Annotated in this window: 16 protein-coding genes; 9 read left to right on the top strand and 7 right to left on the bottom strand. The window is 40.4% G+C overall.

Annotated features, from left to right (window positions below; translation table 11 throughout):
- Positions 1-20: 20 nt before the first annotated feature.
- From ribA to ABKW31_RS08810, 3 genes are all read right to left on the bottom strand, one after another.
- Positions 21-641, bottom strand: a complete 621-nt coding sequence (ribA, locus tag ABKW31_RS08820) for a GTP cyclohydrolase II (protein ID WP_348615959.1) — start codon at positions 639-641, stop codon at positions 21-23.
- A gap of 90 nt (positions 642-731) precedes the next feature.
- Positions 732-3569 (bottom strand): EAL domain-containing protein, encoded by a 2838-nt coding sequence (locus tag ABKW31_RS08815; RefSeq protein WP_348615958.1) that lies wholly within the window; start codon positions 3567-3569, stop codon positions 732-734.
- Positions 3570-3686: 117 nt separating this feature from the next.
- Positions 3687-5123, bottom strand: coding sequence for a protein adenylyltransferase SelO (locus ABKW31_RS08810; protein WP_348615957.1), 1437 nt, complete (start codon positions 5121-5123; stop codon positions 3687-3689).
- A 62-nt stretch (positions 5124-5185) separates the two neighbouring features.
- On the opposite strand from ABKW31_RS08810, the gene ABKW31_RS08805 reads away from it, so the two are divergent.
- The 3 genes from ABKW31_RS08805 to ABKW31_RS08795 all read left to right on the top strand — a co-directional run bounded on the left by ABKW31_RS08805 (position 5186) and on the right by ABKW31_RS08795 (position 6868).
- Positions 5186-5512 carry a cytochrome c gene (locus ABKW31_RS08805; protein WP_348615956.1) on the top strand — a complete coding sequence of 109 codons (327 nt, stop codon included), beginning with the start codon at positions 5186-5188 and terminating at the stop codon, positions 5510-5512.
- A gap of 32 nt (positions 5513-5544) precedes the next feature.
- The gene (locus ABKW31_RS08800) at positions 5545-6135 is read left to right on the top strand and encodes an HD domain-containing protein (RefSeq protein ID WP_348615955.1); all 591 of its coding nucleotides are present in this window, start codon (positions 5545-5547) and stop codon (positions 6133-6135) included.
- 67 nt (positions 6136-6202) lie between these two features.
- Positions 6203-6868 carry a glutathione S-transferase gene (locus tag ABKW31_RS08795; RefSeq protein WP_348615954.1) on the top strand — a complete coding sequence of 222 codons (666 nt, stop codon included), beginning with the start codon at positions 6203-6205 and terminating at the stop codon, positions 6866-6868.
- Positions 6869-6951: 83 nt separating this feature from the next.
- Here ABKW31_RS08795 and metJ read toward each other — a convergent pair whose 3' ends face one another.
- Positions 6952-7290, bottom strand: coding sequence for a met regulon transcriptional regulator MetJ (gene metJ, locus ABKW31_RS08790; protein ID WP_348615953.1), 339 nt, complete (start codon positions 7288-7290; stop codon positions 6952-6954).
- A gap of 146 nt (positions 7291-7436) precedes the next feature.
- Here metJ and metF point away from each other — a divergent pair, with 146 nt between their 5' ends.
- Complete coding sequence (metF, locus tag ABKW31_RS08785; RefSeq protein WP_348615952.1) at positions 7437-8324, top strand: methylenetetrahydrofolate reductase; 888 nt, start codon at positions 7437-7439, stop codon at positions 8322-8324.
- Between the two features lie 73 nt (positions 8325-8397).
- A complete protein-coding gene (locus ABKW31_RS08780; RefSeq protein ID WP_348615951.1) occupies positions 8398-9282 on the top strand; it encodes a virulence factor BrkB family protein in 885 nt (294 codons plus the stop codon).
- 23 nt (positions 9283-9305) lie between these two features.
- Here ABKW31_RS08780 and ABKW31_RS08775 read toward each other — a convergent pair whose 3' ends face one another.
- Positions 9306-9944 (bottom strand): DUF2959 domain-containing protein, encoded by a 639-nt coding sequence (locus ABKW31_RS08775; RefSeq protein ID WP_348615950.1) that lies wholly within the window; start codon positions 9942-9944, stop codon positions 9306-9308.
- Between the two features lie 2 nt (positions 9945-9946).
- Positions 9947-10174 (bottom strand): hypothetical protein, encoded by a 228-nt coding sequence (locus tag ABKW31_RS08770; RefSeq protein ID WP_348615949.1) that lies wholly within the window; start codon positions 10172-10174, stop codon positions 9947-9949.
- A 90-nt stretch (positions 10175-10264) separates the two neighbouring features.
- Between ABKW31_RS08770 and pip the strand changes: the two genes are divergently transcribed.
- From pip to ABKW31_RS08755, 3 genes are all read left to right on the top strand, one after another.
- The gene (gene pip / locus ABKW31_RS08765) at positions 10265-11233 is read left to right on the top strand and encodes a prolyl aminopeptidase (RefSeq protein ID WP_348615948.1); all 969 of its coding nucleotides are present in this window, start codon (positions 10265-10267) and stop codon (positions 11231-11233) included.
- Positions 11230-11667 (top strand): D-aminoacyl-tRNA deacylase, encoded by a 438-nt coding sequence (gene dtd, locus ABKW31_RS08760; RefSeq protein ID WP_348615947.1) that lies wholly within the window; start codon positions 11230-11232, stop codon positions 11665-11667. Before pip ends, dtd begins: the two co-directional genes overlap by 4 nt.
- Positions 11668-11759: 92 nt before the next feature.
- Positions 11760-12683, top strand: coding sequence for a bifunctional GNAT family N-acetyltransferase/hotdog fold thioesterase (locus ABKW31_RS08755; protein ID WP_348615946.1), 924 nt, complete (start codon positions 11760-11762; stop codon positions 12681-12683).
- A 76-nt stretch (positions 12684-12759) separates the two neighbouring features.
- Here ABKW31_RS08755 and rpoH read toward each other — a convergent pair whose 3' ends face one another.
- Positions 12760-13620 (bottom strand): RNA polymerase sigma factor RpoH, encoded by an 861-nt coding sequence (gene rpoH, locus ABKW31_RS08750; RefSeq protein ID WP_348615945.1) that lies wholly within the window; start codon positions 13618-13620, stop codon positions 12760-12762.
- Positions 13621-13853: 233 nt separating this feature from the next.
- On the opposite strand from rpoH, the gene ABKW31_RS08745 reads away from it, so the two are divergent.
- Positions 13854-15074 (top strand): EAL domain-containing protein, encoded by a 1221-nt coding sequence (locus ABKW31_RS08745; RefSeq protein WP_348615944.1) that lies wholly within the window; start codon positions 13854-13856, stop codon positions 15072-15074.
- Positions 15075-15212 lie beyond the last annotated feature (138 nt).

Here is a 15212-nt window from a genome sequence, read left to right as displayed (position 1 = left end):
GAGCTAGGATAAAATAAGTATCATTTAAGCAGGTGGGGATCAAATTCATGGCCGAGTTTTTCGGTTTTAGTACGAATATAACTGCGGTTATCGTCTGTTACTCCGTGATCAATCGGGGTGCGAAGAACTACCTCTATGCCCATTAACTCGAGAGCTCTGCGCTTTTTTGGGTTGTTGGTCATAAGATTGACTCTTGTTACCTTAAGCTTCTCTAGCATTAATTTGCAAATGCCATAGTCACGCATGTCGGCATCAAAACCTAAGTGTTCATTTGCTTCAACAGTATCCATGCCACTGTCTTGCAGTTTATAAGCGCGTATTTTATTTAATAAACCTATTCCTCGGCCCTCTTGGCGTAAATACAAGAGCACGCCCTTACCGCTGTCAACGATGTTTTGTAAGCCCTTTTCCAGTTGAGCACCACAATCACAGCGTGTACTAAACAAGGCATCGCCAGTTAGGCACTCTGAGTGGATGCGAAGTGGAATAACGTCACCAGGCTGCCATTCACCAAAAGACAAGGCAACATGTTCTTGTTGGGTGGCAATTTCAACAAAACCGTGGATATAAAACAATCCCCAACGGGTGGGTAGCTTAGCTGAACTTACATATTCAAATAGAGAAGAGGTTGTTGTATTCAAAAAATTAGACTCTTAAGTAAAAACATCATTACTTTACTTGCACCTATATGGGTCTTTTAAAATTATTTACAAGGCAATTTAATCATCAAATTAGCCCAAATTAGTAAATTCGTTGAGTGACTTTGGTTTAGCTACGCCGTAACCCTGAGCATAATCGACGCCCATTTTGCCCAGTTCAACTAATATTTCTGACGATTCAACAAATTCTGCAACGGTCTCTATGCCCATCGCCTTGGCAATGTCATTGATAGAATTCACCATCGCCATATCGATAGGATCAACCAATATGTCTTTGACAAAACTTCCATCAATTTTAACTTGATCAACGGGCAAGGACTTTAAATACGAATAGGATGAAAAACCGCTGCCAAAATCGTCCAGTGAAAACAAGCATCCCAAGCGATGGAAGGTATTAATAAATTCCAAGGTTTCATCCATTTTAACGATCGCCATGCTCTCAGTGATTTCAAAACAGATCTTTTTGTAGGGAATTGAATATTTTTCAAAGGCGTTCAAAATAAATAGCTTTAGATCTTTGTCAGCCAGTGAATGACCGCTCAAATTAATATTACATCGCAGTAATTGACTCTTATGTTCTGGGTTTGCTGCTAACCACCTAAAGTAATGTTCAATGACCCACCGATCAATCTTGGAGGTGAGATTATATCGCTCTGCGGCAGGTAAAAATGAGCCAGGCGAAATGATTTTTTTATCTTGGTCACGCATTCTGAGCAAAATTTCATAATGATGGCCTTCTATGGTGTTTTTTAACGACTGATAATGTTGGTAATAAAGCTCGAAACAGTCGTGTTGCAGGGCGTAATTAATGTCTGAAACCCAAGTGATTTCTGATTCATAACGTTGCATTTGTTTATCATGAAATGAGTAGGTATGAATTTGATTGCGACCCATTTCCTTTGCCATATAACAAGCAGAGTCAGCCATACTGAGTAACTGTTCGGAAGTCTTTATGTCTTGAAACCAAGGTACTTGGCCAATACTAACCCCTAAGGTAAAAATTCTATTTTCCCAGACAAACCGGAATTCTTTTACCGTGTTTAATAATTTATTGGCTAATAAATAAGCCATTTGGGCGGCATCACCCAATAGCAGAACCCCAAATTCGTCACCTCCTAAGCGAGCTAAAACACCTTTACCTTGCACAACATCTTGCAGTTTTAACGACAACTGCTTGATCAGCAAATCTCCTGCCTTGTGCCCACAGGTATCATTCACAACTTTAAACTGGTCTAGGTCCATATAAAGCAAGGTTAGTTCGCTGTTATTGAGTTGCGCTTCAATTAAACCTGCATTGAGTCGTTTTTCAAACTCTCGACGATTATAGATCCCCGTCAATGAGTCATGGCTGGCTAAAAATTCAAGACTAATATTCGATTGTTTGCGTTCAGTAACATCAAAGATAGAACCAAACATATATTTAGTAGCGTTTTCTTGTTTAATTTGCGTAGAAATTGAAAACCAAAATTCACTGCCATCTTTACGTAAACCGCGCAATTCTTTACCAATGACTTTGCCATGTTGATGAAGTTCACCAAGCAGTAATTCTCTATCTCGTGGGTCGGCATAAAACTGACTGGCGTTACTTACGCACTGTAGTAACTGCGTTTCATCTTGGTAGCCAAATAAGTTACACATAGCGGGATTTACTGTCACCAGACCACCGTCTAATGTTGAAGTATAAAGGCCCTCCGCTGAATTTCGAAACAAGTCATAAAAATGTTGTAAATCGCTAATGGTGGTTTGCTGCTTGATTTGTTGACGTTTAACCAATACGCGTTCATGGGCTTCAATCGCTAAGGCTATCATCACAATTGCTACGACCGAAGCCAAGGTGAAAAGCCAAGATAAAGAAGCGACAACTGCTGTTCCGTTAAGAAAAAAACTAAGTTGCACAATACTCGTCGTTGAGACCAATGTTAAGGCAATAAAACCGATTAGGTTTGGCAGAATCTTGTCTTTTTTATGGTAACAGATGGCTAAAATTAACAAGAGTCCACCACTGACACAGGCTAATACGGTAGCGATGTAAGTTTGCTGATATGTGTTTTGGAGTAATCCGGTGGCAATACTAAGAAAGCCGATGAAATAAGAGCAATAGCGCCAAAAAATAGGTACTCGCTCTAATATGGCAAAACATACCTTAGCAACTGAGATCAGAAGCAGACCAAATATGGCATTGCTTGTATTGGTGATATACGCGGTGATACCAATGAGCTGGCTAATAAAACCACCAATATTAAGAGATAGTAGTAAATATAAACCACAAGAAACCGCAAACCAAAAGCGTATTGGACTGCGCAGAAATACATAGGTTATTAAAAAATAACACGCTAATAAACTTAATCCGCCACACAGAAAACCAACAAAAACAAACACAAATTGTTCTTTCGCCAGAGTAGACGTTTGAGTTGATAGCTCGATGGGTAAAACTAAAGGGCCATCATCCACAATCTTTACATAAATACTAATTCGGCCTTGTTGGTTTGCGGTAAGAGGAATAACAAATGAACGGTGATTAACGGGGCGCTGTGAAAACTCTCGATTGGCCCCGAGTAAATATGAGCTCAGGATACGGCTCTTATCATCAAGTACATAAACATCAACAAAGTTAAGTTGTGGATTAGCTATGCTTAAAAAATAATTGTCCTGGCTGTTGTGCTGAAAATTGAGTTCAAGTTTACCCCATAAACTTTGCTGCGGTTCTAAACGAGGGGGCGCAAACTGAGTTTGCCAATTTTGCAACGATTGCACATCGGACAATTGAGTTTGTTTATCGGTAATTAGCCATGTCATGCTGCTGCGTAAATCAATACTGGTATCGTTGTGGCTAACGTCTATTAGAGGGGATTTATCCGCAGCAACTAAGGACGTTGAAAAGCCCGAAATTAATATTAATATTAATGACATAAGCCCGATACTCGGCTTTGTTGGCCAATACAAATACTGCAACATTATGGCATTAATCTCCTAGTGTGTTGTGGTTTATCATAACAGAAGTACGAAACATGACTATCAGTGACCAGCCTAACTACTACAAGATATCTCGAGTGTTTTCCCCCAGTCAGGAGGTGGGGCTGCAAACTTTTCAAGCTCTGGATTATCTGCGAATGGCTGAGAAAGTGCCACTAGATAGGTTTCAAATAAACTGAAATCCCCTTGCTCTGCTTTATCAATGACTTGTTGAGCTAAATAATTACGTAATACAAACTTGGGGTTATATTGCTTCATACTTGCACTTCGTTGCTCTTGCGGCCAATTTTGCTCAGACAATGTATGCGCTAAACGCTGTGCCCAGCGGTCAAAACGTGTTCTATCAATAAAACTATCTCGTAAACTGCTAACGCCAAGCTTAGGCTCAAAATCACATAAGAGCCTGAAGTAGACACTATAGTCTTTTTTCTCGCTTGCCAACATATCTAACCATTCATTAATGATGGCCGAATTATCAACATTATTTGGCTTTAAACCACATTTAGCCCGCATTATATGGCCATACTCAGTTAATAGATGCTGTTCGTATTGGTTCAAAACTTCAGTAATTTGTTGCCGACTTAAATAAGGGCTAAAGGCCATTGCCAAGGCATTCAAATTCCATAAGCCAACACCGGGTTGGCTATCAAACGAATAACGGCCTTGTGGATCTGAGTGATTACAAATGTAATTAGGTTCGAAGTCATCCAAAAATGCATAGGGACCAAAGTCGAAGGTAATACCATGAATAGACATGTTGTCAGTATTCATCACACCATGATTAAAGCCAAAAGCCTGCCAGCTGGCAATCATTTTTGCCGTGTCTTGGACAATCCTGCTAAGCATAAGAGCATATCGGTCTGGGCTATCTGACAATTCTGTAAAGTGGTATTTAAAGCTGTAATCGAATAGGTGCTCGAGTTTGTCAAGCTGTTGACTATGAAAGAAATATTCAAAGTGGCCAAAACGTAAATGACTCTGACACACTCTGATCATCATAGCCCCATGTTCTGATTTCTCACGATAGACCATCTCATCACTGGCGATTAGACATAGAGCACGTGAGGTTGGGATACCTAAATGAAATAGGGCTTCACTTGCTAGATATTCGCGAATAGTAGAGCGCAAAACTGCTCGGCCGTCAGCAAATCGAGAATAAGGGGTTTGTCCCGCACCTTTTAGATGCAAATCCCATCGCTCTCCATTAGGAGCGATGACTTCGCTTAATAATACGCCGCGTCCGTCACCTAAGTCGGGATTCCAATGACCAAATTGGTGGCCGCCATATTTTTGCGCGACTGAATGTTGATTTAAGGGGCTTGCAGCACTAAAAAGGACCTTTAACCACTCATCATGTGTATGCCATGGCAGACCTAATTGATCTAACAATGATTGATTTATAGTCACGACTCGCGCATTCTTTAAGGCCTGAGGTAATACTGGTGTCACCAACTCACTCAGTTCATTTGCGTAGGAATGGTCTAATCTCATTGTGTTTTGCTTTCCCAAGTAGTGTAACTAAGTGCCCAATAACCAAAAAATTAAGGTCTAAGATGATATTACATAAAAAATTAACGTTTATCGCCGCTATAGTGGCCAGTACTTTTTTTCCTACTAGTGCGTGGTCGGCCGATATTGAGGCTGGTAAAACAAAAGCGGTCACGTGTAATGCCTGCCATGGTAGCAAAGGGGTCTCGATGATCCCAATGTATCCTAATTTAGCCGGCCAAAAAGAGCAGTATTTAGTTCTTCAATTAAAAGCGTTTAGGGATGGTGAACGTAAGAATATGCAAATGTCACCTATGGCCAGTGGCTTGAGTGATGCTGATATAGCAAATTTGTCGGCTTATTATGCCAGTTTAGATCCGAGTGGAAAATAACATCGCTAAAAACACTAGTACTAGGGTAATACATGACTCAAATGGATGAATTTAAGGCCATTATTGGCTTTATAGTTGAACTTGAAAAACTAAAAACAGTAGAAAGACGAATTAAACCTCTAGGTTTAAACCGCTTTGAGAACAGCGCAGAACACAGCTGGCAAATTGCTTTGTTGGCTCTGACATTAAGTCGTTACGCTAGTGAGGCGGTGAATGAACTTACCGTAGTCACTATGCTGCTATTGCATGATGTGGTAGAAATCGACACAGGCGATAAGTTCGCTTACGACGCAAATCACGATGACTATGCAAATGAACATGCTGCCGCAGTGCGTTTGTTTGCCTTATTGCCAGACGAAACAGGCGCTCGCTTTTTGGCTTTATGGGAAGAGTTTGAGCAGGCCAGCAGCCCTGAAGCCAAATTTGCAAAAGCCATAGATCGCTTGATGCCCATAATACAAAATTTGCATAATGGTTGCCAAAGTTGGCTTGAACATCACATTACCGTGAAACAAATTTTGACTAAAAATGCAGCGATAGAAAATGCTAACCCACAATTATGGGCGTGGGTAAAAGAGCAGGTTAATGAAAAAGGCTTAGCGGTAGGCTTAGCGCTTGAGTAGTGGCCGCTTTGGTCTGTTTTGAACTGAAATGCGTAAACATGAATATTAAAGATTAAAAGGAAAATTTATGATTGTCGTCCACCATTTAAATAACTCTCGTTCACAGCGCATTTTATGGATGTTAGAAGAGCTTGAATTGCCTTATGAAGTCAAACGCTATCAAAGAGATGCGGTGACTAATCTGGCACCCAGAGAATTGAAGCTCGTTCATCCGCTCGGTAAATCGCCTGTTATTAGCGATGGCGAGATAACGGTTGCTGAATCAGGGGCGATAATAGAGTATCTAGCCTTCACTTATGGCCAAAAAAATATGCTACCCCCCCAAGGAACGGAGGCCCATAGACAATATACATATTGGTTACATTTTGCCGAAGGTTCGCTTATGCCACCTATGGTGGCGAAATTAGTGTTCGATAAAGTGCGAACTAACGCTAAGCCGTTTTTTGTTAAAATGATTGCTAACAAAATTGCAGATAAAGTGATGGGCGGTTACTTTGGACCCAATATCACTGCAAATATGCAATTTATAGAAGAGCACCTAGCAAACAATCCGTGGTTTGCCGGAGATCAAATGACTGGGGCAGATATTCAAATGAGTTTTCCTTTGGAAGCAACAGTAGCCCGTGGCGCTGCTCTACAATATCCTCACATCGCCGCTTTTGTTAAAAAGATACATAGCCGAGCAGCCTACAAGGCAGCTTTGGCCAAGGGCGGCCAATACGATTACAGCTAAAGGGTTGGTGATTATCAAAGCAACTTTGCATAGTATTTGCGGCTTATTTGGCCGCAAATATTGCCTCTGACGATTACCTCTTTTTAATCTATCTCGCCATCCCCATCACCATCAATTTCAAACCCTTTTTCAAGCATTTGTCGGCGGGCTTCTTTGGGAATGTGCTGATCGTTGTCTTTACCTAAATCATCATCATCTGGCAAAGGTTGCCCAGTAAAGGCATGTAAAAACGCTTCACACAATAACTCTGAATTTGTCGCATGCCGCAAGTTATTAACCTGACGACGGGTGCGCTCATCGGTTAAAACTTTCAAAACTTTGAGTGGAATTGATACTGTCACCTTTTTAACTAGCTCACTTTTTTTACCGTGGTCAGCATAAGGATGAATATATTCGCCATTCCATTTTGTTGAATTTGCCATTTTTACTCGCTTTTATCTTTCTTATACGCGGAAATTCTAACTAATACGGGCTAAAGGTCAATGATAGACTGCTAAACATCTTGACGGCTTTACGTACAAAGTTTAGTTTAGACGTCTAAACGGCTAAATATTATATTGGAGTTAACATGGTGTCATATGCACAAGGCATAGATGCATTAAATCAGTCTTTATCAGAAGTGAAGGGGATTAATGTTTCGTTTGAGTTTTTCCCGCCTAAAACAGATGCCATGGAACGCACTTTGTGGAAATCAGTAGAACGTTTGGCGCCTTTAAAACCGGCCTACATGTCGGTTACTTATGGTGCAAACAGTGGTGAGCGCGATCGGACTCATGATGTGGTAAAGCGTATTCAAGCAGAAACCGGGATCGCTGCAGTGCCTCATTTGACTTGCGTCGACGCAACAAAAGAAGAGCTAATTCAGATAGCCAAAGACTATTGGGCAAGCGGTATTCGCAAAATTGTCGCTTTACGGGGAGATTTACCTCCTGGCGTAGAGAAACCGCAGTCCTATGCATCAGATTTAGTGAGTTTACTGAAAAGTGTTGCAGACTTTGATATTGCGGTTGCGGCATATCCGGAGAAACATCCAGAAGCGCCAAATAGTCAATTTGATTTATTAAATTTAAAACGCAAGGCGGATGCGGGAGCAACTGAGGCTATTAGTCAGTTTTTCTTTGATGCTGAAGTTTTTTTACGTTTTAGAGATCGTGCTGCCGCCGCAGGAATTGATTTAGATATTGTGCCCGGTATCTTGCCTGTAACAAATTATCAAACCTTGCAACGCTTTGCGGGTTTCACCAATGTGCATGTGCCTCAATGGTTACATAAAATGTATGATGGCTTGGATCAAGACGACCAGACTACACGCAATCTAATGGGCGCCAGTATCGCCATGGACATGGTTAAGGTATTGGCAAAAGAAGGAGTGAGAAACTTCCATTTTTATACTTTAAATCGCAGTGAGTTGAGCTACGCAATTTGTCATATGCTTGGAGTAAGGGCTGACAATTAGTTACACTATCGTTTGTTTCATACAAGTTCGCCACAGGCATTGGCAAATCAAACAAGCAGGATAGTGAGAATTAATGGTAAATGTAATTCTATGGCAGGATAAACTGAAACAGGCCGCTCGACATATTGATGCCGTATTCCGTTTGTTTATAAGCCATTGTGCTCAGGATAAGATTACCGTTTCGGCCGGTCATTTAGCTTATGTTTCACTACTGTCTTTAGTGCCATTTATTATGGTTTTTTTCACTATATTATCGGCTTTTCCTGCTTTCGCTGAAGCTCGTGGTGACTTAGAATCTGTGATATTTGGTAACTTATTGCCCCAAGCAAGTGAGCAATTACAACAGTATATGGCCAAGTTTATTGGTAACGCGTCTGGAATGGGGGCGGTGGGTATTGCATCACTTGTGGTGGTGGCTTTACTGCTCATATCAAATATTGATAAAACCTTAAACCTGATTTGGCAGGCGAAAAGTGAACGTCCGATGATATTTACCTTTGCAATTTATTGGATGGTATTGACCCTAGGACCCCTGCTAATAGGCTCAAGCGTGTTGGTGAGCTCTTATCTTGTCAGTTTAGCCACGTATGCTGACGAATATACACCGGGCTTAGCCACTATTTTACTTAAAACAGTACCGTTTCTGGCATCGATTAGTGCATTCTTCTTGGTTTATATGTTGGTACCCAATAAACGGATTAAACCTCAATATGCTTTTACAGGTGCTTTTTTCGCAGCTGTTTTATTTGAGCTGTCTAAAAAAGCTTTTGCATTTTATATTACAAGTTTCCCTTCCTACCAATTAATCTATGGTGCCTTAGCTGTTATCCCCATTTTGTTTTTATGGGTCTACTTATCTTGGATTGTGGTGTTGGTAGGTGCTGAATTGACTCACGTACTTGAAGTATATTTTTACCAAGAGCCAGAAGAGTTATTCGAAGAAGTGAGCAAAAAGTAAGTTTTGCTCACTTCCCTTGCTTGTTACTCTTTTTGCATATTGGCAATAAAAGTATTTGACTCTTTAATGGCTTTATTCATTTCAATAATCAATTTTCCGATATTATTTTTAATGCCATTGAACTCACCTTGCAAGGCGCCAATCGCATTAGCATTTAAGTTATGTTTTAAATACAACACGTTGTCTCGCAAAGCATTGAGCACTGGCGGCATTTTTGCCTCTGCTTTGCGCATAGCTGTCAGTAGGCTTTTGTAGCGTTTTTGCGTATCCCGCAACTTAGCTTGGCTGTCTCGTTTTAAAGTAGCATTAGAGTACTGTTCAAGTTCGTCTTGCCACTCGGTAAATAATGCTTCAGCAACACTTTCAACTTTATCAATTCGTGCTCTCACCTCCGATGCGGATGCCTCACTGGCTTCAAACTCATTTTTCAGCGCGTCATAAACGCCTTGTAACTCACCACCATCAAACTTTATCAGCAAACTTAGTTGTTCAAGGGCAGAGCTAAACTGCTCTTGAGCCTCCTCTTGCGAGTCTTTTGCATTTTCAACACGGTCAACCAATATGTCACGTTTTTCAACCCCCACTTTTTCCCATGCTGCATAATAAGCACTCTGGCAAGAAGAGAGGCAAAGGAAAATACTAATGACGATAAGTTTTTTCATGTTTATGCCTTAAATCGAGCTGCGTCAATAATGGCCCAAATATGGAAGATAAAACCGAACAAAGCCATAAAAAATAATATGCCTGTTGCGGCCAGAGAGTAGTTTACTGTAACCAATAAGAAGAACAGAATTGCTGCTAGAATTCTTCCTTGAACCAACTGGCCTAAGCCAGGAATAAAAAAGCTACAAATTGCGGCTAATACGTTTCCACCTGAACCTTGTCCTGCCATTTTTTAACTCCTAATGTGTTTTTGGGCTGGTATTTCTTAGTTAACTTAAATCATAATCGTTGAATTGACAAACCTGAAGTGTAAATTCCTATGAGCGAACTTTATCCTGCGATAAAACCATATGACACCTTAATGTTGTCTGTCAGTCACGGTCACACTCTTTTTGTTGAGCAGACCGGTAATCCAAAGGGAATACCAGTACTATTTCTGCACGGTGGTCCTGGCGCCGGTATGGGCCAAGATTATCGGCGTTTTTTTGACCCACGCCAGTATCGAATTATTGGATTTGATCAACGAGGCTGTGGTCAATCCAAACCCTTTGGTTCAATTCAAAATAATAGTAGTGAGTTACTGGTCGAAGACGTATTTGCTATACAGCAACACCTTAAAATTGAGCAGTGGCTATTATTTGGTGGTTCGTGGGGTTCCACACTTGCTCTGCTGGTGGCAATCGCTAATCCAAAGGCAGTCAGTGGACTTATTCTAAGGGGAATATTTCTAGCTCGACAACAGGATTATGACTGGTTTTTAGCCGAGACAGGAGGGGCTGCACAGCTCTTTACCGATTATTACCAAGAATTTTTGCAGCCAGTAAAAGACCAGTTGAGACACAGGAGTCTAGTTGAGGCTTACCATGATCTATTTGTCAGTGACGATGAAGTCAGCAAGATGGCCGCAGTGAAAGCGTGGTACTTATGGGAGGCTCGGATTAGTCGCTTGCATGCTCAATTTGAAGAAGAGCACTTGATTAAAGACGTGCATGGTGCAATCAGTTTGGCCATATTGGAATGCCATTACGTGAAGAATCAGTGTTTTATCTCTGAAAATTTCATTCTAAATCAGGTGGATAAGATTAAGCATATTCCGACCAACATTATTCATGGCCGTTACGATAGTGTTTGTAAACTCGAAGCCGCTTATAGTCTTCATCAAGTAATGGATAATAGTCAATTGACTATCGTGCCTGAATCAGGCCACAGTGCATTTGAAGCTAAAATTGCTGCAGCCTTGTGTATTGCCACAAAAGCCATGGCCAACTTTTTACTGGAAGCAAAATGAAAGGGTTAATTCAGCGGGTAAAACATGCCAAGGTAGAAGTGAATGGCGAGCTTGTTGGTGAAATTCAACATGGTTTATTAGTATTGCTGGGAGTTGAACTGCATGACACTCAACAAAGTACTGAAAAATTATGTAAAAAAATACTCAATTATCGTGTTTTTGCCGATGAATTTGGCAAGATGAATCTTAATGTTCAACAAGTACAAGGGCAGCTACTCATCGTTTCGCAATTTACCTTAGTTGCAGATACTCAAAGTGGTAACAGACCCAGTTTTTCCTCTGCTGCTCCGGCAGCCTTAGGTAAAAAGATGTATGACTATTTTGTCAGTCTGGTAAAGCGCTCCCCCATAGTTTGTCAAACAGGGGTTTATGCCGCTGACATGCAAGTATCTTTACAAAACGATGGTCCTGTGACCTTCATGTTACAAGTATAATTTGCCGAACAACGATTATTAGGATTTAATGTTCGGCTAGCTTTGCTCCATCTGGGGCCTAGTAGATTGCCATATAAGAGAATTTAGGAACTATGTATAAAATTGAGACGCCGATTAGCGAAGCAGATTTTGCACAGTACTTTGAAATGCGTTGGAAAATGCTGCGTAAACCTTGGAACTATCCACTAGGTTCAGAAAAAGATGAATATGAGCAGGTAAGCCAGCATCGCATGATCCGCAACCAAGTGGGCGAAGTGGTCGCAGTTGGTCGTGTGCATATGAATTCATCTGATGAAGCCCAAATACGCCATATTGCGGTGGAAAAAGAATATCAAGGAAAGGGCTTAGCTAGTTTAATTATGGCCTCACTTGAAGCCGTTGCTCGAGATGAGGGTGCTATTAGACTGGTAACTAACAGCCGTCAGATCTCTATACCGTTCTTTGAAAGTGCAGGGTTTGAAATTGAGCGAGAAGCGTCGAATGAGTTCGGCAAATTAAAGCGCCAACAAATGGTAAAAAAGCTAAGTGCGCCGAATACCATACTTTTGCACCCTAAATGGTGTAAATCGCTGCAAAGTACCTGGTATGAAACCATTCCAATTAGCGAACAAATGGGGATTAAAATTTATCAGTATTCGGGTAGGACTTTAGAGACTAGAGCGTCACTTAATAAGAATATTAATCTGCATGGCACTATGTTTGCGGGGAGCATATTTTCGTTAGCCACACTAACCGGTTGGGGCATGATTTACTTGCAGTTGAAGGAAAAAGGTTTAGAGGGGGATATCGTATTGGGAGATGGCAATATTCATTTCCATAAACCTATTACCATGCAGCCCCGAGCACTATGTAATGTAGAGTCCTTTAGTGGCAAATTAGATGGCTTAGTCAAAAATAAAAAATGTTTTATAAAATTACAAGTTGCCATTTTAGACGGCGATACGCCTGTAGCTGAGTTTTCTGGTTTGTTTGGTGTGTTACCTATCGTTGATGACAACGTCGAGCAAGTGAATTAAAAAGATTAAGTAGAATTCTTCAGACATAAAAAAGCACGCTTAATGCGTGCTTTTTTATTAGTCAATCATTTAACGATTAAGCCGCTGCTGACATCGCGCTTTGTAACTTTTTCATCGCATTTTTTTCTATTTGACGGACGCGCTCAGCGGAAACTTGATATTTTTCAGCTAAATCTTGTAAGGTGATTTTATCATCAGACAACCAGCGTGTTTGAATAATATATTGGCTGCGCTCATCTAAGGTTTTAATCGCAGAATAAAGTTTACCTGAAGCATTTGAATCCCAATTGGCATTGACCACATCAGATTCAACATCAGCGCTTTTATCTTCTAAGAATTGAACGGGTGCAAAAGTACTGCTTTCATCTTCATCAGCTGATAGGTCAAAAGCCTGATCTTGACTACTCATCCGAGCTTCCATTTGTAGCACTTCTTTGGTGCTTACACCTAAATCTTCAGCAACTTGTTGCACTTCGGCATGAGTAAACCAGCCTAAGCGCTTTTTATTTTTGCGTAAATTAAAGAACAACTTGCGTTGTGCCTTTGTAGTGGCCACTTTAACAATGCGCCAATTTCGCAGCACAAACTCGTGGATTTCAGCTTTAATCCAATGCACAGCAAAAGAAACTAATCTCACGCCCATAGTCGGGTCAAAGCGTTTGACTGCCTTCATCAAACCGATATTGCCTTCTTGAATTAGATCTGCCTGTGGCAAACCATAACCTGAATAGGACTTGGCGATGTGGACGACAAAACGCAGGTGAGACATAATTAGTTTTCTAGCCGCCTGTAAGTCGTCATCTTGCTGCAAGCGCTCGGCTAAGCCACGCTCTTCATCCGCGCTGAGCATACTGATACCACTTACTGCCTGAACGTAAGTTTCGATGCTTCCAGTCTGCGGGACTGTCAATGTCAATGTGCTTAAATCTGAACTCATAATAACCTCGTATTACACAATGGGCGCTAGCTTATCAAAAAGCTGTTAATTGTGCGACCGTAAATCTATTGTTTACCTGCCTAATAGACCGTGGAATTTGTAAAAAATTGCATCTACGCTGATAAATAGTGTTTTAAAAACGATTATCAACCTTTGAAGCCAAATATAAAATTCTAATAACCCTTTTTTTACGTTAATCTGGCAGCTAAAGTTCACTCGATGGAGAACATTGTATGTTTAGTTATGTTGCTCGCCAAGCCATTTTGGACAGTAAGAAAAATCTGTATGCGTACGAACTACTTTTTAGAGAGGGTGAGCAGAACTTTTTTCCCGATATTAATCCTGATGAAGCCACTTCAAAAATATTAACTAACAATCATTTAGATATCGGTCTGGAAGATATCACCGGTGGTAAACTGGCTTTTATCAATTTTCATCAAGATACCTTGCAACACCGTTTTCCTACATCTTTGGATAAAAATCTTGTTGTCATTGAAGTTGTCGAAACAGTACAACTAACCCCTGAGCTGGTTCAGGCATGCATTAATATTAAAGAGATGGGTTATAAGTTAGCCCTTGACGATTTCGACTTTGCTCCTAAATGGGATGTTTTGTTGCCCTATGCAGATATTGTGAAGGTCGATATTGTTGAGTGCGATCAAACATTGATGCGCAGTAATATTGACAGGCTTAAACAAGCTAAAATAAAACTAGTAGCAGAAAAAATAGAAACGTATGAAGAATTTGAAGAGTATAAAGCCTTGGGTTTTGACTACTTTCAAGGCTACTTTTTTGCTCGCCCTGAGGTGGTTAAACAAAAAAGTATCCCAACGAGTAAGCTCGCTCTCATTGATTTAGTTTGTGCCAGTGCAGCCACTGACTTTAACTTAGCCAGAGTCAATGACATTATAGAGCGAGATGTCTCTTTGTCGTACAAACTACTGCGTTTTATCAATAATCCTTTAATTAACAAAAGTAATAAAATTAGTAGCTTACGCCATGCTCTAAATTATATGGGCGAAATTGAAGTCAAAAAATTTATTGCTCTCGTTGCCTTGGCTAATTTAGGTGATAGTAAAACAATTGAATTACTTCATTTATCGTTGATGCGTGCTAAGTTTTGTGAGTTAGTCGGTAAAGCGAGGAAACTCGCCGACAATCCGCCAACTGGCTTTTTACTTGGTTTATTTTCTTTGTTAGATGCAATTTTAGATATTAAAATGCGCACTGTTGTGGAAAAACTGCCACTGGGTGAGCAATTGAAAGGCGCCTTGTGTGGCGAAAAAAATGAACTGCAAAGCTATCTGAGCTTAATTAAAGCTTACGAGGTTGGTTATTGGCAGAGTATTACCCGAGATGCCCAAAAGTTAGATATTGAACTAGCTATGACACAAGGCTTTTACAATGAGGCAATAAAATGGGGACATGCCATGAAACAACTTATTAAAGATTAGTTTTAAGCCTAATATGCCAACTTGTTTGAATATTTATTGAACAGTTTGTAGATTTGATTTGCTAGTTTGCGATACTATTTTAGTTTAAGTGATATCGTTTTCCAAAAGCTATTGAGCTAATGGTGTAACTCGGTAGCT

It is taken from the genome of Paraglaciecola sp. 25GB23A, from assembly GCF_040012495.1.
Classification (GTDB): Bacteria; Pseudomonadota; Gammaproteobacteria; order Enterobacterales; family Alteromonadaceae; genus Paraglaciecola.
Note: the sequence above shows the minus strand (reverse complement) of the source record. Positions and strands in the feature narration are given on the sequence as shown.

Bases quoted from the DNA above. Each gene is read 5' to 3' on its own strand.
- metF (WP_348615952.1), top strand. From the start codon at position 7,437: ATGGTGTCATATGCACAAGGCATAGATGCATTAAATCAGTCTTTATCA.
- metJ (WP_348615953.1), bottom strand. From the start codon at position 7,290: ATGGCAAATTCAACAAAATGGAATGGCGAATATATTCATCCTTATGCT.
- ABKW31_RS08800 (WP_348615955.1), top strand. From the start codon at position 5,545: ATGACTCAAATGGATGAATTTAAGGCCATTATTGGCTTTATAGTTGAA.
- ABKW31_RS08780 (WP_348615951.1), top strand. From the start codon at position 8,398: ATGGTAAATGTAATTCTATGGCAGGATAAACTGAAACAGGCCGCTCGA.
- ABKW31_RS08755 (WP_348615946.1), top strand. From the start codon at position 11,760: ATGTATAAAATTGAGACGCCGATTAGCGAAGCAGATTTTGCACAGTAC.
- ABKW31_RS08775 (WP_348615950.1), bottom strand. From the start codon at position 9,944: ATGAAAAAACTTATCGTCATTAGTATTTTCCTTTGCCTCTCTTCTTGC.
- ABKW31_RS08770 (WP_348615949.1), bottom strand. From the start codon at position 10,174: ATGGCAGGACAAGGTTCAGGTGGAAACGTATTAGCCGCAATTTGTAGC.
- ABKW31_RS08815 (WP_348615958.1), bottom strand. From the start codon at position 3,569: ATGTCATTAATATTAATATTAATTTCGGGCTTTTCAACGTCCTTAGTT.
- ABKW31_RS08745 (WP_348615944.1), top strand. From the start codon at position 13,854: ATGTTTAGTTATGTTGCTCGCCAAGCCATTTTGGACAGTAAGAAAAAT.
- ABKW31_RS08795 (WP_348615954.1), top strand. From the start codon at position 6,203: ATGATTGTCGTCCACCATTTAAATAACTCTCGTTCACAGCGCATTTTA.
- pip (WP_348615948.1), top strand. From the start codon at position 10,265: ATGAGCGAACTTTATCCTGCGATAAAACCATATGACACCTTAATGTTG.
- dtd (WP_348615947.1), top strand. From the start codon at position 11,230: ATGAAAGGGTTAATTCAGCGGGTAAAACATGCCAAGGTAGAAGTGAAT.
- ABKW31_RS08810 (WP_348615957.1), bottom strand. From the start codon at position 5,123: ATGAGATTAGACCATTCCTACGCAAATGAACTGAGTGAGTTGGTGACA.
- rpoH (WP_348615945.1), bottom strand. From the start codon at position 13,620: ATGAGTTCAGATTTAAGCACATTGACATTGACAGTCCCGCAGACTGGA.
- ABKW31_RS08805 (WP_348615956.1), top strand. From the start codon at position 5,186: ATGATATTACATAAAAAATTAACGTTTATCGCCGCTATAGTGGCCAGT.